The sequence below is a fragment of the Pantoea sp. EKM101V genome, from assembly GCF_011800325.1.
Classification (GTDB): Bacteria; Pseudomonadota; Gammaproteobacteria; order Enterobacterales; family Enterobacteriaceae; genus Pantoea; species Pantoea anthophila.
The window spans coordinates 18771-41361 of the sequence record NZ_JAALFP010000018.1; the positions used below are offsets into that span (position 1 = coordinate 18771).

The window sequence follows — 22591 nt, forward strand, 5'->3', positions numbered from 1 at the left end:
AACCGTTATCAGGAGTTGTTATGAGCTCATTACTGATTGCTGACCAGCAGTGGCAGCGCGATGCGTTCACCGTCTCCACCGACCGTCAGCAGCTCGACCTGGCGTGGATACACCACCAGCTGGCGGAGAAGTCCTACTGGGCACAGGGCCAGCCGCGCGAGAAAACCCTGCGGGCGATCGCCGGTTCGCTGCCCTTTGGCCTCTATCACCAGCAGGCGCAGATTGGCTTCGCCCGTCTTATCACCGATTACACCCGCTTTGGCTGGCTGTGTGACGTCATCATTGACGAAAACTGGCGTGGACACGGACTGGGCAGCTGGCTGGCGACCTGCGCCCGTGATCATCCGGAGCTGCAAACGGTGCATCGCTGGATGCTGTCGACCCAGGATGCGCATCAGGTCTACCAGCGTCTCGGCTGGCGTGTGGTGCAACACCCCGGGACGCTGATGGAATTTCCCCCTCCCTGACTCAGGAGTTAACCCGAGATGCGATACCGCGTTGGCGTGGATATTGGCGGATCCTTTACCGATTTTGCCGTGCTCGATCAGCAAACGAACCAGATTCATACCCTGAAAGTCCTGTCGCGCCCGGATCAGCCCGGCAGTGAAATCACCACCGGGCTGGCGCAGTTTCAGCAGCGTCAGGGGATCGACCCCGCGGAGATTGGCTACTTTACCCACGGCACCACGGTCGGCATCAACGCGGTGATCCAGCGGCGTGGCGTGCGGCTGGCGCTGTTCGCCACCGAGGGCTTCTGTGATGTGCTGGAGCTGGCCCGGCTGAAAATTCCCCATATTCATGACCTCTTTTCGCGGCGTCCTGCACCGCTGATCTCGCGCGACCGGGTTTTTGCCATCCGTGAACGCATGGACGCGCAGGGCAGGGTACTCCAGCCGGTGGACCGCCAGAGCGTACTCGACGCTATCGCGCAGGCGCGCGCTGCGGGCTGCCAGGGCATCGTGGTCTCCCTGCTGCACAGCTATCGCAACCGGCACAATGAAGCAGCCGTGAAAGCGATTATCAATGAGGAGGCACCCGAGCTGCTGACCTCCTGTTCTGCCGACATCTGGCCCATTATCCGCGAATATGAACGCACCATTACCGCGACCATCAACGCCTACGTGCAGCCGATGGTGATCCACTACCTTGAATCCTTTGAGCAGGCGCTACAGCGGCTCGGCGTGCAGCCGCCGCCGCGCATCACCAAATCGAACGGTGGCGTCATGGGCGTCGACCAGGCGAAACGTGAATGTGTGCAGATGGTTCTCTCCGGCACCGCATCCGGGGTCATCGGGGCCAGCTATCTCGCCAGCGCCTGTGGGTTCGGCAACATTCTCAGCCTCGATATCGGCGGCACCAGTGCAGACGTGGCGGTGATCATCGACGGCAACGTGGCGCAGGGCAACGGTGAAATCATCGGGGATTTCCCGATCTACATTCCCTCCGTGGCCGTTACCTCGGTGGGTCAGGGCGGCGGCTCGCTGGCGTGGATTGACGGGCAGGGCGTGCTGCAGATGGGCCCGGACAGTGCCGGATCGCTGCCGGGCCCGGTCTGCTTCGGGCGCGGCGGCACGCAGCCGACCGCCACCGACGCCTTTGCCGCCTGCGGCATGATGGGGCACGGCGCGCTGGGCTACAACGCTGTCGCCGTCGATGTCGCGGCTGCCTGTACCGCCTGGCAGCCGCTGGCCGATGCCCTCGGTCTGACGGTTCAGGAGACCGCGCAAAACGCCATTGAGCTGGCCATCTCCGGTATGTACAGCGACACCAGCGGCCTGCTGTCACGGTTCGGCCTCGATCCGCGGGAATTCTGGTTCCTCGCCTTTGGCGGTGCCGGGCCGATGATGGGCTGTTTCCTGGCCCGTGAACTCAACCTGAAAGGGGTGATTGTGCCGCCGACGCCCGGGGTGCTGTCGGCGCTGGGCGGGTTGGTGGCTGACATCCGTAATGACTTTATCCGCACCCTCTACAGCGATCTGACTCCCGCCCTTGCCGACACCCTGGCCACGGAAGCGCAGGCATTGCAGCAGCGCGCCTGCGACTGGCTGGCTGAGGAGCACGGCAGCGCGATGCCTTACAGCCTGCAGTTCAGCGCCGATATGCGCTATCAGGGGCAGTCGTTTGAGATCGACGTGCCGCTGGAGCCAGGCTGGCTGACGCAGGCCGATTTTACGGCGCTGCATGACGCTTTCGATCGCCAGCATCAGCAGCTGTTTGGTCACTGTGATCCGCAGGCCCCGGTGCAGCTGATTAACCTGCGGCTGGTGATCACCTCACCGACGCAGAAACCGGTTATTGCCCCGCTGGCCACGGCGACGGAACCGGTGCCGGTGCTGAAGCAGACGGAAGCGTGGATTGACGGGGCCTGGCATCAGGTTGATCTGGTGCTGCGGTCCGGGCTGCGCGCCGGCCATCAGCTCAGCGGCCCGGCCATCATTGCTCAGGATGACTGCACCACCTGTGTGCCGCCCGGCATGGGCGTCACGGTCGACACTTTTGGCAACCTGCTGATTACGGCGAACGAGGCATAACATGGCGATTGACGGACGTAACTTACAGATCCTGGCGAACTACTGCGCTGCCGCCGCCGATGCGATGGCCTTTACGCTGATGCGCACTGCGCACTCCACCTTCGTTAAGGAGACGGAAGATTTCTCCTGCCAGATTGTCAGCCGCAGCGGGCTGGCGTTTGCCTCACCCCGCAGTTTTGGTGCGCCCTGGTACAGCGGCATCGACTATGCGCCGGTGCTGGCGCTGATAGAGGAGTATGCCGAGGGGGACATCTGCATCACCAACGACGCCTACGCCGGAAACGTCGCGACCCACTCCCCCGACATCCACATCTGGAAACCGGTGTTCCACCAGGGCGAGATTGTCTGTTTCGTGGTGGGACATATTCACAACACCGATGTCGGCGGGGCCGTGCCCGCCTCGCTGTCGCGTTCGCTGATCGACATTGTGCAGGAGGGGATTCGCATCCCGCCGCTGAAGATCATGCGACAGGGTCAGCTCAACGAAGAGGTCGCCAGCATCATGCGGCTCAACGTGCGGGTGCCGGACCAGAACTGGGGTGACTTCAAGGCACAGCTGGCCTCGGTCAACGTGGGCGAGCGGAAAATTCACGACATTATTGCCCGCTTTGGCATCGACGATTTCCTGCAGGGCATTGAAGGCATTCTGGATTACGCCGAGGCGCAGGCGCGCACGATCATCGCGACCATTCCCGACGGTGAATACTTTTATGCCGACTACGCCGATGAGGATGGCGAGGGTGGCTATCCCTGCCGCATCGCCGTCACGCTGCGGGTGCAGGGCGATCGGCTGGAGCTGGATTACACCGGCAGCGACCCGCAGCTGGCCTCGTCGCTGAACATGCCCACGGGCGGACGGGAGCGACATCCGCTGGCGCTGGTCGGCGTCACCTATGTGCTCTCCACGCTGGATCGCTCCCTGTTGCTTAACGCGGGCACGCTGCGGCCCACCCGCGCCATTCTGCCGCCAGGCACGGTCATGAACTGCGAGGCGCCCGCTGCGGTAGGCATGCGCTCGCTGACCTGTGCGCTGTCGCAGATTGCCACCGTCGGCGTCTTCTCACTGGCGATGCCCGACCGTCTGCCCGCCAACTCGCCCGGCGGCAACTCGATCATGAATATCCGCACCCAGACGCACAATCGCAGCGTGGTGGCCTCGCTGGGCCCGGTGGGCGGCGGTGCAGGCGGCACCCCGCGTCACGATGGCCCTGACGGCTCCGGCGGTCTTTCCGCCTTCCTGAAAAACACCCCGATTGAGATTAACGAGGCAGAAGTGCCGATCCGTTTTCACCGCTACGGCCTGGCGCAGGACAGTGCCGGGGCGGGTCACTATCGCGGCGGCCTGGCGACAGAGATGGCGTTCGAGATCTTCTCGCCCAACACCACGATTACCGCGCGCAACCGCAACCGCTCGGTCTTCGCCTCGGCGGGGGTGGTGGGCGGACAGAGCGGGGCGCTCTCCCACTTCCAGACCCGGCGCAACGGCGAGGTCATCCGGCACGGCAACACCGATGTGATCCACTGCCAGCCGGGGGACGTGGTCGAAGTCCGCGGGCCGGGTGCCGGGGGCTACGGGCTGCCGTCACAGCGCGATGCGGAGGCGGTCCTGCAGGATGTGCGCTGCGGTTACCTCAGCCTCGACGCCGCCAGGGCGCAGTATGGCGTGGTGGTGGTGAATAACCGCGTGGATCGGGTCGCGACTGAGCAACTGCGTGCTGCCATGCCGCAGCGGGTCACGCACCATTTTGAGCATGGCGAGGCGCGTCAGCGCTTTGAAAAACTCTGGACACCGCAGCGCTATCAGTCACTGACCACCTTTCTTGCCGCCGCGCCGGTCAGCTGGCGTCACTTCCTGAAAACCCAGGTTTTCCGGGCGGTCGCAGAGGCAGGCGAAACGGCGGACATGGCGCAGATATTCAGTGATTTGCGTCAGCGCTACCCGGCTATGGCGAACAATTAACGGCGATGGCGCATCGTCGACTACGCTTTAAGTCTGCATGGACTACAAGGGGAACCGCGACGATGAGCATGAAAACCAGTGATTTTTTTGTCCAGCGCCTGAAAGAGTGGGGTGTGAGCCGCATTTACGGCTATCCGGGGGACGGGATTAATGGCGTGCTGGGGGCCATTCAGCGCGCGAACGCCAAAGGGGACGGCATCGAATTTATTCAGGTGCGGCACGAAGAGATGGCCGCCTTTATGGCGGCCGGTCACGCGAAATTCACCGGTGAGCTGGGTGTCTGCCTCTCAACCGGCGGGCCGGGTGCGACCCATCTGCTGACCGGGCTCTATGACGCAAAAATGGACCATGCGCCGGTGCTGGCGATTGCCGGACAGGCGGAAGCGACCGCGCGCGGGGCCAGTTATCAGCAGGAGATGAACCTGGACCGCATCTTCTCGGATGTGGCGAACTTCGTTCAGGAAGCCGCCACCCCGGCGCAGGTGCGTCACCTGCTTGATCGTGGCGTGCGGATTGCCAAAGCGCAGAATGGCGTGGCGGTGGTGATCCTGCCGAAAGACATTCAGGATGAAGCCTGGCAGCCGCCGCAGCACCTGCACGGCTTCACCCACTCCGGCAGTGGCTATCAGCGGCCGAAAGTGATCCCCTATGAGGAGGATCTGCAACGCGCCGCTGAGGTGCTCAACGCCGGTAAAAAAGTGGCGATTCTGATCGGGGCAGGCGCACGTAATGCCGCTGTCGAGGTGGTGCAGGTCGCCAATGTGCTGGGGGCCGGTGTGGCAAAAGCGCTGCTGGGCAAAGATGTGCTGCCGGACGATGCGCCCTTTGTGACCGGCTCGATTGGCCTGCTCGGCACCAAACCCTCATCCGATTTAATGCAGAACTGCGACACCCTGCTGATGATCGGCAGCGGCTTCCCCTGGACCGAATTTCTGCCGGAAGAGGGCAAGGCGCGAGCGGTGCAGATCGATATCGATCCCGCCATGCTCGGCCTGCGCTATCCCAGCGAAGTGAATCTGCACGGCGATGCGGCAGAAACCCTGCGCGCGCTGCTGCCGCTGCTGGAGCACAAAGAGGATCGCAGCTGGCAGGAAGGGATTGCGGTTCAGGTGCGTGACTGGTGGACGCTGATGGAGGAGCGCGCGATGGCACCGGCGAACCCGGTCAATCCGCAGCGGGTGGTGTGGGAGATGTCCCCGCAGCTGCCGGACAACGCCATTGTCACCTCTGACTCCGGTTCCTGTGCCAACTGGTTTGCCCGCGACTATCGCGTCAAACAGGGGCAGCGGGCCTCGCTCTCCGGCGGGCTGGCCTGCATGGGCGCAGCGGTGCCTTACGCCATTGCAGCGAAATTTGCGCACCCGGATAAACCGGTAGTGGCGCTGGTGGGTGACGGCGCCATGCAGATGAACAACATGGCTGAACTGATCACCATCCAGAAATACTGGCAACAGTGGGCCGATCCGCGCCTGATCGTCTGCGTGTTTAACAACGAAGATCTCAATCAGGTGACCTGGGAGCAGCGGGTGATGGAGGGCAACCCCCGCTTTGACGCCTCGCAGCAGGTGCCGGACGTGAAGTACGCGGAATTTGCCCGCTCGCTGGGCATGGTCGGGATTTTCGTGGATAACCCTGACGACCTCGCGGGGGCCTGGCAGCAGGCGCTCAGCGCCGATCGCCCGGTGCTGCTGGAGGTGAAAACCGATCCGGAAGTGGCGCCGCTACCGCCGCATATCACCTTTAAACAGGCAAAAGCCTTTATGGCCTCCATGGCGAAGGGGGATCGCGGCGCAGCGCAGATCATCAGCGACACCGCCAGCCAGCTGTTCCATAAAAGCACGAAGGGCTAAGCCAGGCGATGCCGCCTCGCTAGCCTTACCTCTCTCTCCCCGGATACGTTCGTATCCGGGTCTTATCGCTTCATCAAACGCAACAGGAGTCCTACTATGGCGGCTCAATCAGGCCCAGTCTGGTTTATATCAGGATGTTCGACCGGTTTTGGTCGGGAACTGGCGCAGCAGACTATCGCGCGAGGTTTTAACGTGGTGGTGACGGCCCGGAACCTGTCGGCCGTGGCCGACCTGGTGGAAGGTCATGATAATGCGCTGGCGGTCGCGCTGGATGTCACGCAGCAGGCGAGTATCGATCAGGCGGTGCAGGCGGCCATCGGTGCGTTCGGAACGATTGACGTGCTGGTGAACAACGCCGGTTACGGCTATCAGAGTTCGATTGAAGAGGGGGTGGAGAGCGAAATCCGCGCCCAGTTTGACGCTAACGTTTTCGGTCTGTTTGCCCTGACGCGCGCCGTGCTGCCCGCGATGCGCCAGGCGCGCAGGGGGCACGTTATCAACATTACCTCGGTGGCCGGATTGATCGGCTTTGCCAGCTCAGGCTATTACGCCGCCAGCAAACATGCGGTGGAGGGCTGGTCCGATGCGCTGGCCCAGGAGGCCGGGCCGCTGGGCATTCATGTCACCTGCGTCGAGCCAGGCCCGTTCCGCACAGACTGGGCCGGACGCTCGCTGCATCAGACGCCAAGCACGCTGCCGGACTATGCAGAGACCGCCGCCGCGCGAATGAAAGCCACCGCCGACTACAGCGGCACGCAGAAGGGCGATCCGGCGCGCGCCGCCGCAGCGATGATCGCAATTACTGAACATGATCATCCGCCCCGGCATCTGGTGATGGGAGCCTGGGGCCATGACGCCGTGACCAGCAAACTCAAAGAGCGGCTGGCGGAGATTGAGGCGTGGAAACAGACATCGGTGGAGACCGATTTTCCGGAATCGCGGTGAGTTGCAGGTGGCATGAAGCCGCTGCGGTTAAACCAGAAGCGATTTAAAAACAGGAAAGGCCCGTATATGGGCCTTTAAGCGCTAATCGGGGATGTTAGCTTCCTGCCTTTCGCGTGCGTTCAGTTCTTCTAGCTTACCAGGCACGCCAGACCCTCAAACACCTCTCTGCCAGACCATTCACCAGTCACGCCCCCTTATCGCGCAGACCTGCGCCATCATCGTGCTGAAAAAATAAACAGGCAAGCCCGTCCGCCACCATAAGAATTCGATCTTGTATCCCAGGCCGTATTCCATCTGGCATCCCTGCTTCAGAGCGCCCGGCCTGGTGTCAGCTGGCACGGTTCATGCACTACCTGACGGGTACAATTCTGGCGAGGTAATCCATGTTTGACTCCTTATTAGACGAAGATGCCACCACGATGGCCGCACTTATCCGCAGCGGGGAGGTGTCAGCCTGCGAGCTGACCGGGGCTGCACTGGAGCGAATGGCGGAACGGGAACCGGCAATACAGGCCTTCTGTACCCCTACGCCCGAACTGGCGATGGCGCAGGCCAGGGCGCTGGATGCCCGCCGCGCTCGCGGAGAGACGCTGGGCGCGCTGGCGGGGGTGCCGCTGGCGGTGAAGGATTTGATCTGCACGGCCAGTGTCAGAACCACCTCCGGTTCGGCGGCTTACCGGGATTTCGTGCCGGAAGAGGATGACATCACGGTGGAACGCCTGCTGGCCGCCGATGCCATTCTGCTGGGTAAAACCACCGCACCGGAGTTTGGCTACAGCGCGGTCGGGCACAATCCGCTGTTTCCGTCGCCGCGTAATCCCTGGGATCCTGAGATGACGCCCGGCGGCTCCAGTGCCGGGTCCGGTGCGGCCGTTGCGGCGCGGCTCTGTCCGATTGCGCTGGGCAGTGATGGGGGCGGATCGGTTCGCATTCCGGCGGCGCACTGCGGCATCTTTGGTTTCAAGGCGTCGATGGGGCGGGTACCGCTCTGGCCCGGCTGCCGCGATGAACGCTATCCCGGCGTGTCGAGCTGGGAGTCGCTGGAGCATATCGGCCCGATGACGCGCAGCGTGCGCGATGCCGCCCTGATGATGTCACTGATGGCGGGCCCGGATATGCGGGATCGTTACTCCATCCCCTGCAGCGACGTTGACTGGCTGGGCGCGCTCCGGCAGCCAGCCAGCAAACTGCGCATCGCGTTCAGCGCAGACCTGGGTTATGTCGCGGTGGACCCGGAAGTGCGGGCGGTGGTCAGTGCGGCCGTGCAGCGCTTTGCCGCTGAAACCGGCGCGGAACTGGAGCTGGCCGATCCGGGCTTCAGCGATCCGGCCGCCGCTTTCGGTGCGCTGGTGGCGATGGAGAGCGATCTTACCGGCATGCGTCAGATGATGGCGGAGCAGGGCAGCGCCATGTCACCCCATCTGATCGCCATGCTGCAGCGCGAGTGGCGGGCGGAAAACTTCACTGATGCTATCGCGGTCCGCAAAGCGGTCAGCAACAGCCTGTGGCGCTTTATGCAGCATTACGACCTGCTGATCACTCCGACGCTGGCAGTGCCGCCGTTTCCGCTGGGAAGCCAGGGGCCGGAAATCATTGCGGGGCGGATGGTCCGCAGCGATCACTGGCTCTCATTCTGCTACCCGTTCAACTTCACCGGTCAGCCCGCGGCGTCGGTGCCCGCCGGTTTTACCGCCCGCGGCCTGCCCGTGGGTCTCCAGATTGTCGGACGGCATCTTGATGATGCCTTAGTGCTGGCTGCCAGTGCCGCTTTCGAGCGCATTCAGCCGTGGAATCACCTTCAACCGGGAATCACACAATGAAAACATCGTCTTCACCTGCGCTGGAGCAGGAGTTTGAACACCAGCCGGTGCCAGTGTCGCATCGTCACTCCACCCGCTCGGTCTCGGCAGTCTGGTTCGGTTTTCCGATGATCCTCACCAATGCCTTATTTGGCGGCATCATCACCTGGCATCTGGGCTTCTGGCCTGCACTGATCGCCATTCTGCTGGGGAATCTGGTGCTGTTTGCCTATGTCGGCGCGCTGAGCTGGTTCGCCGGCAACAGCGGCATGAATTTCGCCCTGCAGGCCCGGCGCACCTTTGGCAGCAAAGGCTATATCCTGGTCTCCGGTTTTCTCTCGACGGTGGTGATCGGCTGGTATGCCTTTCAGACCGGCCTCACCGGCACGGTGATTAATCAGACCTTTGGCTGGAACGCGCTGGCGGTGACGGCCTTTGCCATGCTGCTCTACACCGGCATTACCTTTCTGGGCGTGCGGGCGCTGTCGGTGCTGGGGATGATCGCCGCGCCGCTGTTTGTGGTGCTCGGCATCGTGGCGCTGTGGCTGATAGGGCGGGATCATGATTTCGCCGTCGTCACGCAGTGGCAGGGCAGCGCCAGCGCGGCGGGTGCCATGAGTATGGGCACCGCGGTCACGATGGTGGTCGCCGGTTTCGCCGACTCCGGCACCATGACCGCGGACTTTACCCGCTGGTCGAAGAATGGCCGCTCGGCGGTGATCGCGGCTTTTTCCGCTTTCCCGGTTGCCAATGTGATCTCCTACCTCTTCGGCGTGGTGATTGTGGCGGTGGGCGCGGCGGTTGACCCGCTGACCAACGGCGGAAACTTCCTGCCGATGCTGATGGGCCACAGCGCATTTCTCTCGGTGGTCGCCTGTCTGTTTGTCTTTATTAACCTCGGATCGGTCTGCACACACTGTCTTTACAACGGCGCGGTGGGATTCAGTCATCTCTTCAGCAGCAAAATGCGGCTCTGGACGCTGATTCTGGGGGGCATCGGCGGCGTGCTGGCACTGGCGGGGGTCTGGTCCTACTTCCTGGAGTGGCTCAGCCTGCTGGGCATCGTGGTGCCGCCGTTTGGCGCAGTGATGATCGTGGATTTGATTTTTATGGCGCGCATCAGCGAACAGCGTCCGGCAGAGCGTTTCCGCGGTACCGCGTTCGCCGCCTGGGCGATTGGCAGCCTCTGTGCGGTGATCGCTCATGTGGCCTTTCCGCAGTTCGGTGAAGCCGTCATTGGCCTGGTCACGGCCGCCCTCAGTTACAGCCTGATTAGCAAACTGCGCATGCCGCGCCCGGAAATGGAGAACAGTCATGCCCGACTACAGCGTTAATTCCACCCCCTACGCCTGGCCGTTCGATGGCCGTTTTACCCCGGCTGACACTGCCCTGATCGTCATTGATATGCAGACCGACTTCTGCGGCGTGGGTGGCTATGTCGATAGCATGGGCTATGACGTCAGCCTGACCCGTGCGCCCATCGCCCCGCTGCAGCAGGTGCTCGCCGCGATGCGTGCACGGCAGTTTCCGGTTATTCATACCCGCGAAGGGCACCGGCCCGATCTCAGTGACCTGCCAGCCAATAAGCGCTGGCGGTCGCGGCGGATGAATGCCGGGATTGGCGATGTGGGGCCGTGTGGCCGCATTCTGGTGCGGGGTGAACCGGGCTGGGAGATTATCCCGGAGCTGGCGCCGCTGCCGGACGAAGTGGTGGTGGATAAGCCGGGCAAAGGCTCGTTTTACGCCACCGATCTGGAGCTGATTCTGCGCAGTCGCGGCATCCGCAATCTGATCCTGACCGGCATCACGACGGATGTCTGCGTTCACACCACGCTGCGCGAAGCCAACGACCGCGGCTTTGAGTGTCTGGTGCTCTCCGACTGCTGCGCGGCAACCGAACGGCGTCACCACGAGGCGGCGCTGAGCATGATCCATATGCAGGGCGGCATTTTCGGCGCGGTCGCCTCGTCTGCGGCGCTGCTGGACAGCCTGGGCGCATAGCGGTCTGCTGCTGATACGGATAGCCCGGGCGCACCGATGCGTTCAGGCTATCCTCCCGGCCGTTACGCCTGCGGCGTCGTCTCTGGCGCGGCGGAGGTCATCAGCGCCGCAAGCTGATCGGCGGGCACCGCCTGACTGAAGAGATAACCCTGCAACTGATTACAGCCTGCATCCGCCAGCGCCGACATCTGTCCCGGCGTCTCGACACCCTCCGCCGTCACCATCAGGCCCATGGCATGCCCCAGTTTCACCACCGACTCCACAATCGCCACGGAATTTTCTGCCACGCCCAGCGACTGGGTGAAAGAGCGATCGATTTTGATTTTATCGACCGGGAAGGTACTCAGATAGTTGAGGCTGGAGTAGCCGGTGCCGAAATCATCCAGCGCAATGCGGAAACCCGCTTCACGCAGCGCCACGATAATCGCGCGCGCCTCCCGTTCATCCTCAATCAGCACGCCTTCGGTGATCTCCAGCTCCAGGCGCTTCGGGTCGCCGCCGTGCTGGCTGACAATCGCCATAATCCGCTCGACAAAGCCCGCCGATCGGAACTGCACGGGCGAGACGTTGACCGCCACCAGCAGCGTCGGGAAACGCTGCTGCGTGGCACAGGCTTCAGCGAGCACCCACTCACCCAATGGCATAATCAGGCCGGTCTCTTCGGCAATCGCAATAAACTCACCGGGTGCGATCAGGCCGCGTGTCGGGTGGTGCCAGCGCAGCAGCGCCTCAATCCCGACCATCTGCTGACCGCCGATATCCATCAGCGGCTGATACCACACCTCCAGCCCCTGACGGCTCTGCAGCGCCGAGCGCAGATCCGCTGCAATCGCCTGGCGGGTGCGCACCGACTCATCCATCGCCCGTTCAAACTGCCGATATTTGCCACGCCCGCCGCTTTTGGCTTCATACAGCGCGATATCCGCTTTGCGCATCAGCTCCAGCCGATCGATACCGTCTCTGGGCGCGAGGGAGAGCCCGATACTGGCACCGCTCCATACTTCGCTGCCAAACAGCGTCACAGGCAGGGCCAGCTCGTCGACGATGCGCTGGGCCAGACTCTGCGCCTGGCCCAGGTTTTCGACATCCGGCATCACCACAATAAATTCATCGCCCCCGATGCGTCCCACGGTGTCGCTGGCGCGCACGATCCGGCTCAGGCGCTGCGCCACGGCGATGATCAGCTCATCGCCGGCGTGATGACCATAGGTGTCGTTAATGGTTTTGAAGCGGTCGAGGTCGATCAGCAGCAGGGCCACCCGCTGATCGTGGCGCGTCGCCAGCGCCAGTGCCTGCGTCATGCGCTCTTCAACCAGCGCGCGATTGGGCAGACCGGTCAGCACATCATGAAACGCCAGATGCTGTGCCTGCGCCTCTGAGGCGCCGAGCCGCAGCATCGACTGCGACAGGCTGACCAGCGAATGCCAGAGTCGCCACACCATATAGAGACACAGCAGGGAGATCGCCAGCACCGCCAGCCCGGTTGAAGGGCCGATGGTCCGCAGCATCTGCGCACCGGGACGGGAGGGAACCCACTCCAGATACCCCACCGGATCGCCCGCCTGCGCCACCAGCAGATAGCGCGCTGCGCTACCTGGCTGCGCCGTGCCGTCCGTGAAGTGCAGATCCTGAAGCTGATTGCGTTCCGCCAGGCTCGCCAGATAGCCATCATCCAGAAATTTCAGGCTCACCAGCCGGAAACGGGGCAGGGTGCGGTTCTCCTGCTGAATATTGCCGACGGCCAGGGCGGCGGCACGGTTCGTGACCCGTGCATAGTCGGCCCTGTCCGGGCGCGCCGGATCGGTAACCAGCGTACTCTGCAACACCTCACCCGCCAGCAGATCGCTATCCGGCGCAGCGACCGGCTGGCCCTCGCGCCAGACTCTGACGATCTGGTTCTGCTGATCCAGCACCATAATCAGCTGATGTCCGAACATTTCGTAGAGCCATTCACCGATGTTCTCATCCAGCCAGCGGTCGCTGTTGCTCGCTGAGAGGTGCTGCTCAAGCGGCGCCCAGCGCGACAGGCTGTGCAGCTGGCGCAGATGTTCATTCAGGCTCTGCGAAAACGAGGCTTCAATCATCCGCTGCTGTTGCTGCCGGGCTTCGGCGTTAGTGAGCGAGGTGCCGATAAACAGCGCCGTGCCGGCACCCGCAAAGGTGAGCAGCAGGATGGCGACCAGCGGTACCAGCACTTCACACAGAAAACTGCGGCGGAAATCAGCAGAAAGTTTAATGCTATTAATCATATTGTTGTTTTTCTCAGCGACGGCGGGGCACAGTTTAAAATTAGCAGACAAGACTCTGTCGTCTACATTTAGCGGGGGTTATAGTGAGTACGGCAGCAATTTTTGTTGTCCCAAAGGAACGAAAAGGGTCAGAAAAGCGAAACGGTTATATCAGGCGGGTTAATGATATCGGCCAGGGCCGCAGGCAACTTCTGTCACTGTCCGCCCTGGCTGAAAAGCAAAAGAGGCGCATCAGGGGCGCGGGCTGCCGAGGCTTTTCCTGTCAACTTTGCAGGTATGGTTCATACTTGAACCCATTGATTGTATTACAGACGGATGACCGTGAAGACAACGGTTACTGCATGTGTCACTTATCTGACAACCCGGTGTTGTCAGCTTACTAAAAGGGAAAATAATGCCATTGTTATTCGGTGAGTTATCTGGTTTCCCGTCGTGGGTACCTGTTGTATTACTCGTCTCGCTTTCATTTGTACTGGGTTTCCTGGGCCGTCTTATCCTGCTCGCGTTTATCCGCTACTGGCAGAGTCGCGACAGGAAGCTGTTCAAATCGCTGGAGAAGCACCTCAGTGGGTCGATGTTCTTTTTCATCCCGTTATTAATGATCAATGTGGGTCTTAATTACATTAACTTCCATCCTGACTCGCTGGATTTAATTACCAATATCATCAATGTCTTTATTATTATGTCGTTTTGCTCGGTATTAATACGACTGACCAATGTGGCGCAGGATATGCTTTATATCCGCTACGACATCAATATCTCTAATAATCTGCGCGCGCGTAAAATCCGCACACAGATTATCTACGTCAAAAAAGTGGTTATTGTCATTCTGGTGTTATTCTGCCTGTCGCTGATTCTGCTGAGTTTCCCGAGCGTGCGTAAATTTGGCACCACCATCCTGGCAGGGGCCGGTGTGGCGGGGATTATCATAGGTTTTGCGCTACAGAAGTCGCTGGTCAATCTGTTCGCCGGTATCCAGATCGCCTTTACCCAGCCGATTAAAATTGATGATGCGGTGGTGGTAGAGAAAGAGTGGGGCTGGATTGAGGAGATTAACCTGACCTATGTGGTCGTGCGGATCTGGGATCTGCGCCGCCTGGTGCTGCCTATCACCTACTTTACCGAGAACCCGTTCCAGAACTGGACGCGCAATAACGCTCAGATTCTCGGTTCAGTCTTTCTCTATGTGGACTACTCAATGCCGCTTGAGCCTCTGCGGACGCACTTTGAAAAGGTGCTGAGCGAAACCCGACTCTGGGATGGGGAAACTCAGGTGCTTCAGGTGACCGATACCACCGAGAAAACCATGACCATCAGGATGCTGATGACCGCGCAGAACTCACCAATCGCCTTTGATTTACGCTGCTACGTGCGGGAAAAGATGATCGAGTTTATTCAGCAGAACTACCCGGAAAGCCTGCCGCAGGTAAGGGCATCGCTGACGGATAGTGGGCGTGAGAAGGGAGAGAGAGGAGTGGCTGAGCAGGTTTCAGGCATGGCGGACTGAGTGTTTTGAGCGCTCCAGGGTGACCGTCCCCCCTGAATGATACAAATGAGCCCTGACAGGCTCATTTGTGCTTCTGGGTGCTTCGGGTGCCGATACCTGAGTGGCGGTGCAGAAAATTCACACCAGGCGGATGCACATCCCGTGGATACCGGACGTTTGTAAGGGTGTTAAAAAGCGTAGCCACAGACCAGGTGCTGTAGGCAGGGTAGTGTCTGCTATGAGCGAGGAGCAGATTCTGGCAGTGTTTCCTGAGCCTTTCGAACGAAGTCAGTCATATACATTTTATTAATTTGCCAGAAACCACCCAGAGTAAACGCCTGCTTACATCTAGATATTTAAATACACATCTTAGTTACATTTTAAAGCATTTTTCATTATTCAGAGGTTGGGTTACTGTAAAAAAACAAATCTCCAAAATTTTATCCTGCCTTCACGGCAGATACCTTTGCATTTGTTTTTGACAAGAATGCAACAAATTTAATCTAAAGATAACAATAAAGTAATTTGGTTGTTTTATCAGCATTTTCTCAAATTAATAGCGCATTCATATCATCAGAAAAAGCTAATGTTACCGGTAACTCTGCCGATAGAAATTTTATCTTTTAGAGGGAGATTAAAATGTCGGCCATCAGAAAATTTAAACTTTCAAGAGTACTTATCACCAGTGGCATATTCATCATCGTTATTCAGCTTTGCGTAGGATTAGTATTTCTCAACTATTTAAAGTCTGACAGAGATAATTTCAGAAACGCTGACGTTGTGAGTAAAAAAGTACGGCTTTTGAGCGACATCTGGACACAGTTAAACGAGGTGAGAGCAGACACTAACCGGATTGCTCTGTGGTTGATCAAAGATGGTCCGGGCAGTGAAAAAGTAAATTATTTTATTGCCCATGGAGAAAAGATCCTTAGTCAGGCAAGAAAAGATTTTTCCAGCTATCAGCAACTGGCTGATATCAGGGGAGTACCAGAAGATATACAAAAATCTCTCCAGAAAAGCTTTCAGGCATATTCGGCCATTTTGCAGCAGTCGTTAAGTAATGGCTATAAGAAGGATGCAAATCTTATGTTCTCGATTAATGCCGGCCCCTATAAGGATAAAATGCAAAGCGATTATGATGCATGGCGAAGCAGGGTGGCAGATATCAGCGTCCATATTTCCGAAAAAAGCAGCGAGACTTACTCTAAGGTGACTGTGTTTTTCTATGGAATGATAATTTTCAATCTCATATTTATGTTCGGACTTATCAGGGTGTTTAAAAACGTGCTTATCCAACCCCTGTCACAGGTTTATGCGCAACTGGAACGTATTCAGTCAGGCGACCTTACCAGTGAGGTTAAAACAGAATTCCCTCGCAAAACTGAAATAGGGGGATTATTCTTTAAACTCAGTGAGATGCAGTCAGGCCTTATCAGGGTAATTACCGAGATAAAAGAGGGGTCACTGAATATTGTCAAGGGTATCAGTGAGGTGAGTTCCGGCAACAATGAACTTTCAGCCCGCACGGAACAGCAGGCAGCGTCTATTGTTCAGACAGCATCCAGTATGGAGGAAATGACTGTGGCGGTTAAAAATAACGCGCAAAACTCTGCTGATGTATCTGAACTGATTAACGACACCAGAACAAAGTCTGAACAGGGTAAATCCGTAGTCCTGTCACTGTCAGACAGGTTGAAAACCATGCAGGAAAAATCGTCAAAAATTAACGATATTACCGGCATTATTGAAAGCATCGCTTTTCAGACCAATATCCTGGCACTGAATGCGGCCGTTGAGGCAGCCAGGGCGGGCGAGCACGGAAAAGGATTCGCTGTCGTAGCCGGAGAGGTCAGGAATCTTGCGCAAAAAAGCTCATCGTCAGCGAAGGAAATCAGCGATCTTATTAGTGATTCAGTAATGGAAATTGAAGAAGGTGCAAAGCTATCTGATGTCGCTCAGGATTCAATTTCAGGCGTTTATGATGCGATACTGGAGATACATGATGTAATGCATAACATCAGAACCGCTACGGATGAACAAAGCAAGGGGCTTGAGCAAATCAACATTGCTATTTCTGAACTTGACACTGTTACCCAAAAAAACTCTGCACTGGCTGAAGAGACCTCATCAGCAGTAATGCTTGTTGAGAGTGAAACCGTGAATCTGAATCGCGTGGTTGATTCATTTAAAACCGGCTAATTCGATATGTCGCTTAACGAATAAATCAGATGGCGGGATATTCAAATGCTGAAAACAAGTTTTGAATATCCTTCCTTTACGTCAATAGTGACATTTACATTAAGACTGCTCAGCGCCTGTTTGCTGCCTGACGGCCGTTTCCGGCATCTTTCTCTGTCCGTATCCTGAAAAGACGTCCCAGATGATCCCGGCATGTTTGCATTATTACGCGGTAAGATCTGTTCTACGCGGATTAGTAAATGCAATGTTGGAAACGTCCGCTTCTGTCGTGGACAGACCGTTGCGCCGCGACGGCCGCTATGAGTTACTTCCGGTCATCACGCTCGTCTTTTTTCCAGCTTTTACAGGGGTTACAACTTCAGTAAGTTTTTCGTCAGACCTGCCAGCTTTAAAGATTGCAACGGCCTGACGCAGAAGGACAGCTTGTTCCTCAAGGGAAGCCGCCGCGCTGGCCGAATGTTCAGCCAGCGGATTGATGGGATTTGAGGCTCCGGAACAAAGCCCATTTCCGTATTCCGGTCTCGGATACTCAGGCGTAAGGGCAGTTTGGAAACGCCATGGTGGTTCCGGTTTTTATTGCTGTGGAGCAGCTACTTTTTCCGCTCATCGAACAACATCTTAGCCAAAAAACTTAGCGCCACAGGGCCATAATTTTTTTTAAGGCCGCGCATTATGCTGTTTTGCGCTGAATTGCGTCCGCTGTCACCAAATTGTCATGCCCACTCCCAATACTCTTTTTTATTTTTTTGGAATCATTAGATGTCACTCCTTTCTGTAATCTCGTTACCGCGACGTTTACGCACGCGTCTTACCTGGCGTATGCCGCTTTGGCTCACCAGCCTTCGCAGCCAGTTTTTGCTGTTTATCGTGCTGTTTTGTTTACTGCAGTTCGCGGGCGTACTGCTGCTCAGTAATCACGTTAATCAGACGCAAATTTCACTTGAGCAAGGCAATCAACTGCGGGAAAGGTTGGCCCTGCTGGATAAAGCACGTATCGAGTTGCTCACCGCCAGTGATAACAGCCACCGCGCCGGTATCTATTTAATGCAGGATCAGCAAAGCGGCTCGGTCGATAGCTGGAAAAGTCTGGCGGCCGCCTCCAGGGATTCGTTAACAAAAGCCCAATCGCTGTTCACCGCCTACCATGCTAAAGCGGACAGCCCCCTGGCTCAGGACTTCGCGATGTTAGCGGAAGGTTTGCAAGAGCAGTTGAAAGAGTTAGCGGCCAATGACATTAATGCCTTTTTCATTGTGCCGATGCAGGCATTCCAGCAGCAGTTTAACGATGCCTGGTTCAGCGAGCTTGAACAGGCCAACCATCAGTTGAGCAGCGTGAATCAACTTACCCTCAGTACACTGAAGCAGAGCCGCAATATGTCGCTGTTCGTCAGTGCCATTTTGATGGCGCTACTGGTGCTGGCCTCCAGCCTGCTGATGCGCGGCGTGCTATTGCCGCTTCGACGAGCCAACCGACAGCTGGAACAGATTGCAACAGGCGACCTGGTACCGAACCATGAGACGCCGGGTCGCCAGTGTTTAGAGACGCGCCAGCTGTTTCAGTCGATCGAATCGATGCGCTTCGGTCTGCAGCAGATTGTCAGTGACATTAATAATGTTGCAGTCAGCGTGGCGGCCGGTGCAGAAGATATGCAGCAGCATAACGAACAGTTCATGCAGCAACATCAGGCGCAGAATGCCAGCTTTCACTATCTATCACAGCGTTTATACCGCGTGTCTGAAGAAGTCGAAATTGGTGCACAGCTCTCGCAGCAGGCCACACAGGAGGCGCAGTCAGCTGATGCTCTGATGCGCAATTGCGTCACGGAAGTCGACAATATGGAACTTAAAATGCAACAGATCGTTGCTGCCTCGGGCGACATCGCCGGGATTGTCGCCATGCTGGATAGTCTGTCAATGCAAACCCGATTACTGTCGTTAAATGCCGCCATTGAATCCGCTCACGCCGGAACGTACGGCCGCAGTTTCTCCGTTGTCGCCAAAGAGATGGGACTGCTGTCGCAAAAGAGTGGTGAATCAACACGTCAGATTGATGGTTTAATTCAGCACACTCAGCAGCATGTGAATGATGGTTTTGACAAAGTTAAGGCGCTGGAAGTGCTGTTCACGCAAATCAGTGGCGCGGTTTCGGGTGTAGTAACACAGTTGGATGAGTTACAGCAAAATAGCATCGCGCAAAGTCATCGCGTCAGTAAAATTGCGCAAGAAGTGGTGGAGATGAGCAACCAGCTGCAGCAAAACGAAGCACTCAACGCCCATCAGGTCAATTCTGCTACGCAATTGCGTGAACTCTCTGGTCGCCTCGCGCAGCGGGCACAGCAATTCCGCGTCGATGCAGCTTAAGTGCAGAGATAATAAGCTCGTGAATGACGTGATACTTATCAGTTAAGATCTTAATGGGGGCCGCAACAGATAACGTTGCATTGTATCACTGCAGACCGGGTTCCAGCATTTACTCAGGGCAGTCGCATCACGCCTGACCAGTCAAAATGCTTTCGCTTCCACAGGCTATTTATTAGTAAGCGTCGCATATTGACCGTGTTGATACTCGTATGGAGGTGCATCAGCTCAGACTTTAGCTGACAGGTTTTGTTGATTTGGCACAATTAATCAGTGAGGGGCTGTTGTGAGCGCGAAGCAGACGTCAAAATGATAGCAGCAGGGACGTTCTGCCATAATAAATATAACAACCCGCTCGCGAACCCTTTTTGGCGTTGATTTTCAGACAGAAGTACAGGGCAGTATAAAACCTCCGTTTTTTACTGAAACCAGCCTACCCACGTTTTACTTTTTTAATTGCCATTTTTACTAACCAATATATGGCTAAAGCGTAAAACGCGATAACGGTCACAAGGGAAAAGAACGTAACCGGATCCGTACCGGCTTCGTATACGTCATCCTGATAACTGCTGAAAATTTGGTGAGAATGCTCAACGAGCCACGCCGTCAGCGGATAGAGTGGCATCCCGTAACGCGAAACCATAAAGGCCACAATAAAGCAGACGAAAAAAACCGCTGCTTTTCTAGCGAATTTTGCAGTTTGCAAAGTTACTTTCTCCCTGAACGTCAACATAGCCGTATGCCATCAGGCTGTTTCGCGAACCCGGCACGTGAATTTTTTTTCTCCGGAGCAGCGCCTGTCTTACCGTATAGAAATCAGTACGCCGTACGAAGGTGATACACCCTTCACTTTCTCCGGAGCCGTCTGGACGAAGAGGATGCAGGCGGAAACCGCCGCGGGCAACGCCATTGATGAAGATGGAATCACTCATCGTTTCCGAATTAAACAGCGCAAACCATTCTGAATGATTTGAGCTGTTCCAGGTGTCGACGGCCCATCCTCTGATCTGGTTAGCGATACTGCCTTCAGGACGCGGAACAATCCAGTAGCGCCCGACCGGAATGGCACTTTTAGGCCTGTAGGTACAATTTGGATCATTGGTATAGGGCTTTTGGCCGGAAAAGACCGGAAAGGTACCTATGCCGTAAACGTGCAGCTTTGCCTCGCCACCGCCCTTAGTCAGATCGTCGTAGCTCATTCTCATTAACTGCATTAAACGCTCCCTGTAGGTTATAAGGCAAGCCAGTGAACCGGGCAATGTCATCACTCCACCCTGGAGAAGTTAACGGGCAGGCTGGCGCTTGACAGCCAGAGCTCTTTTGCAAGCCAGACAGCGTTATTTATCATAAGACTGCTTGCCGCGCTCCGTCAGGGCGCCTCGACGCAATCCTGAACACAAATACTCACGTCCACTTCTGGCACAACGCGGAATTCGGCAGGCTAGTGTCCGTTATGAGCGAGAAGCGGACGTTAGCCGTAACTCTTACAACTGATGTTGAATGACTAGATTCTTAATGACTAAATCAAAGCGGGGAAGGTCACTGTCGCTCTGTCCGAGTAATCTTTTTTGACTACAAGTATATCTGAACATTAAAGTTGGCTGACCTCGTATTGTTTGGTGCATACTCACAACATAAATCTTAGGCTTTAGCTTAAACATTTCTAATAACGGTAATATTCATAAAAAATGGAGGTGTTCATGGGCTGGGAACTTCATATCGTAAGAACAGAAAATTGGTTTGATAGTGCAAATGAGCCAATTAAGAGTGAAGAATGGCTTCAACTTGTTGATAGTGATGAAGAATTATCAATAGATAAAAAGAATGGTGATTTCTTTGCTACATGGAATGTACATCAGCCACATGATCAACCCTGGCTTGAATAGTGTGATGGGCGGATTTACACTAAGCAGCCCTGTGAGGCCCTGTATTGTAAAATGTTGCAGATAGCGAGCAAGCTCGATGCTTTCGTTGTCGATGATGACGATCGCAAATATTTATTACCGAGTGATTTGAGAAATCCATCCTGGGCTAGTTTATAGGCTGACACTGTAAAGAAAAGCTCTTTATGGCGTAAGTTAATTTCAAAGTTATTTCCATAATAATTAAAGCTTAGTGGCATTAATAAATGCGTAAAGGTTCGATTACTTACTCAGTTTTTTCTATTAATATTTTATGCTGTTTGTAGATGTACAAGTTGTATCTTTCAGTTGACCTGCGAATCATAATTAGCATATCTCAATGTCCGCTTTTGGCACAAAGCGGACATTGTGCAGGCCAATGTCCTCTATGGGCAAAAAGCGGACATTATTCGGTTGATTTCAACTAATTTCCTGAAACCCGCTAACAATCAGTAATGAATCAGCCCGCCATCTACAGAATACTGGCCGCCAGTAACGTAGGATGCGTCATCGGATAGCAGAAAAAGCGCAACTGCAGCGGCCTCTTCTGCTGTTCCTGCGCGGCCCAAAGGAACCTGGCTTAACACAAACTCTTCGAACTGCTGACGCGACGTCTCTGGCATAAAATGCCTGAAGTTAGTTTCAATCGGACCCGGCACCAACGTGTTGGCGCGAATACCGCGTTCAGCCAGCGCAGATGCCCAACTTTTGACCATGGCAATAACGGCACCTTTCGTCGCTGCATACAGGCTCGTCATTGCCGCACCTTCATATGCCGATGAGGATGACGTTACCAGAACGGATGCGCCAGAATTAAGCGATTTGGAAAGCGCGGCCAGCTGTAGCATCGGACCGCGCACATTAGCATTCATCATATGATTGAAAGAGTCTGCAGTGACAGATTCCGGAGAGCCTACCTCTGCAAAGCCAGCATTAAGCCATAATCCATCAAGTGAACCCCAGCCTCTGATAGCTTCCCCCAGTCCGTTTATGTCAGCTTCGCTTGCAGCATCACTTTTCAGAATAAGCGATGTCGCAGGAAGTAAGCCGCGTGCACGTTCAAGCCTTTCTTCATTAAGCCCTGTAATGGCTACGTGGCCACCTTCAGTAACAATACGCTGAGCGCCTGCCAGCCCGATGCCACTGGTGCCGCCCGTGATCAGTATACGTTTACCCTGAAATCTACCCATGCTTACTTCCTTTATTTAGCTGCGGAATCAGCATTTACCTTACGTAATAAAAACACTATCAGTCATCTGTTTCATTACGTAACCATGGGAATGACAGGATTGCTGCGTGGACGCCCGCTTCT

At 56.4% G+C, this 22591-nt stretch carries 16 protein-coding genes and 1 pseudogene; 13 read left to right on the forward strand and 4 right to left on the reverse strand.

From position 1 onward, the window contains the following. Positions 1–20 precede the first annotated feature (20 nt). The 8 genes from HFD92_RS20450 (at position 21) to HFD92_RS20485 (ending at position 11086) form a co-directional block, all read left to right on the forward strand. Positions 21–467, forward strand: coding sequence for a GNAT family N-acetyltransferase (locus HFD92_RS20450; protein ID WP_167429610.1), 447 nt, complete (start codon positions 21–23; stop codon positions 465–467). Positions 468–485: 18 nt separating this feature from the next. Beyond that, positions 486–2531 carry a hydantoinase/oxoprolinase family protein gene (locus HFD92_RS20455; RefSeq protein ID WP_111208176.1) on the forward strand — a complete coding sequence of 682 codons (2046 nt, stop codon included), beginning with the start codon at positions 486–488 and terminating at the stop codon, positions 2529–2531. Position 2532: 1 nt separating this feature from the next. Next, positions 2533–4491 carry a hydantoinase B/oxoprolinase family protein gene (locus tag HFD92_RS20460; protein ID WP_111208177.1) on the forward strand — a complete coding sequence of 653 codons (1959 nt, stop codon included), beginning with the start codon at positions 2533–2535 and terminating at the stop codon, positions 4489–4491. A gap of 62 nt (positions 4492–4553) precedes the next feature. Then, positions 4554–6341: a thiamine pyrophosphate-requiring protein gene (locus HFD92_RS20465; protein ID WP_140028934.1), complete on the forward strand. Its 1788-nt coding sequence runs from the start codon at positions 4554–4556 to the stop codon at positions 6339–6341. Between the two features lie 96 nt (positions 6342–6437). After that, positions 6438–7286, forward strand: a complete 849-nt coding sequence (locus tag HFD92_RS20470; RefSeq protein WP_140028933.1) for an oxidoreductase — start codon at positions 6438–6440, stop codon at positions 7284–7286. Between the two features lie 383 nt (positions 7287–7669). Continuing rightward, positions 7670–9106, forward strand: coding sequence for an amidase (locus HFD92_RS20475; protein WP_167429611.1), 1437 nt, complete (start codon positions 7670–7672; stop codon positions 9104–9106). Next, positions 9103–10419, forward strand: a complete 1317-nt coding sequence (locus HFD92_RS20480; RefSeq protein ID WP_154927697.1) for a cytosine permease — start codon at positions 9103–9105, stop codon at positions 10417–10419. Before HFD92_RS20475 ends, HFD92_RS20480 begins: the two co-directional genes overlap by 4 nt. After that, positions 10400–11086: a cysteine hydrolase family protein gene (locus HFD92_RS20485; RefSeq protein ID WP_058957636.1), complete on the forward strand. Its 687-nt coding sequence runs from the start codon at positions 10400–10402 to the stop codon at positions 11084–11086. Before HFD92_RS20480 ends, HFD92_RS20485 begins: the two co-directional genes overlap by 20 nt. Before the next feature lie 62 nt (positions 11087–11148). Here HFD92_RS20485 and HFD92_RS20490 read toward each other — a convergent pair whose 3' ends face one another. Further along, positions 11149–13335: a bifunctional diguanylate cyclase/phosphodiesterase gene (locus HFD92_RS20490; protein ID WP_167429612.1), complete on the reverse strand. Its 2187-nt coding sequence runs from the start codon at positions 13333–13335 to the stop codon at positions 11149–11151. A gap of 394 nt (positions 13336–13729) precedes the next feature. Between HFD92_RS20490 and HFD92_RS20495 the strand changes: the two genes are divergently transcribed. The 4 genes and pseudogenes from HFD92_RS20495 to HFD92_RS20505 all read left to right on the forward strand — a co-directional run bounded on the left by HFD92_RS20495 (position 13730) and on the right by HFD92_RS20505 (position 19381). Then, positions 13730–14842, forward strand: a complete 1113-nt coding sequence (locus tag HFD92_RS20495) for a mechanosensitive ion channel family protein (RefSeq protein WP_058957638.1) — start codon at positions 13730–13732, stop codon at positions 14840–14842. 618 nt (positions 14843–15460) lie between these two features. After that, positions 15461–17020 carry a methyl-accepting chemotaxis protein gene (locus HFD92_RS20500; RefSeq protein WP_167429613.1) on the forward strand — a complete coding sequence of 520 codons (1560 nt, stop codon included), beginning with the start codon at positions 15461–15463 and terminating at the stop codon, positions 17018–17020. Between the two features lie 469 nt (positions 17021–17489). Continuing rightward, positions 17490–17655: pseudogene (locus HFD92_RS21840) on the forward strand (DNA (cytosine-5-)-methyltransferase); the annotation flags it as partial. Between the two features lie 124 nt (positions 17656–17779). Next, complete coding sequence (locus HFD92_RS20505) at positions 17780–19381, forward strand: methyl-accepting chemotaxis protein (protein ID WP_167429614.1); 1602 nt, start codon at positions 17780–17782, stop codon at positions 19379–19381. A 430-nt stretch (positions 19382–19811) separates the two neighbouring features. Here the strand turns inward: HFD92_RS20505 and HFD92_RS20510 are convergent, their stop codons facing one another. Both HFD92_RS20510 and HFD92_RS20515 read right to left on the reverse strand, forming a co-directional pair. Next, the gene (locus HFD92_RS20510) at positions 19812–20084 is read right to left on the reverse strand and encodes a hypothetical protein (RefSeq protein WP_058957642.1); all 273 of its coding nucleotides are present in this window, start codon (positions 20082–20084) and stop codon (positions 19812–19814) included. Then, a complete protein-coding gene (locus HFD92_RS20515; protein ID WP_167429615.1) occupies positions 20062–20592 on the reverse strand; it encodes a DUF2778 domain-containing protein in 531 nt (176 codons plus the stop codon). The genes HFD92_RS20510 and HFD92_RS20515 overlap by 23 nt, the downstream gene beginning before the upstream one ends. 486 nt (positions 20593–21078) lie before the next feature. Here HFD92_RS20515 and HFD92_RS21935 point away from each other — a divergent pair, with 486 nt between their 5' ends. Beyond that, the gene (locus tag HFD92_RS21935) at positions 21079–21264 is read left to right on the forward strand and encodes a hypothetical protein (RefSeq protein WP_370525244.1); all 186 of its coding nucleotides are present in this window, start codon (positions 21079–21081) and stop codon (positions 21262–21264) included. A gap of 464 nt (positions 21265–21728) precedes the next feature. On the opposite strand, the gene HFD92_RS20525 is transcribed toward HFD92_RS21935, so the two are convergent. Beyond that, complete coding sequence (locus tag HFD92_RS20525) at positions 21729–22469, reverse strand: SDR family oxidoreductase (RefSeq protein WP_058957644.1); 741 nt, start codon at positions 22467–22469, stop codon at positions 21729–21731. Between the last annotated feature and the right edge of the window lie 122 nt (positions 22470–22591).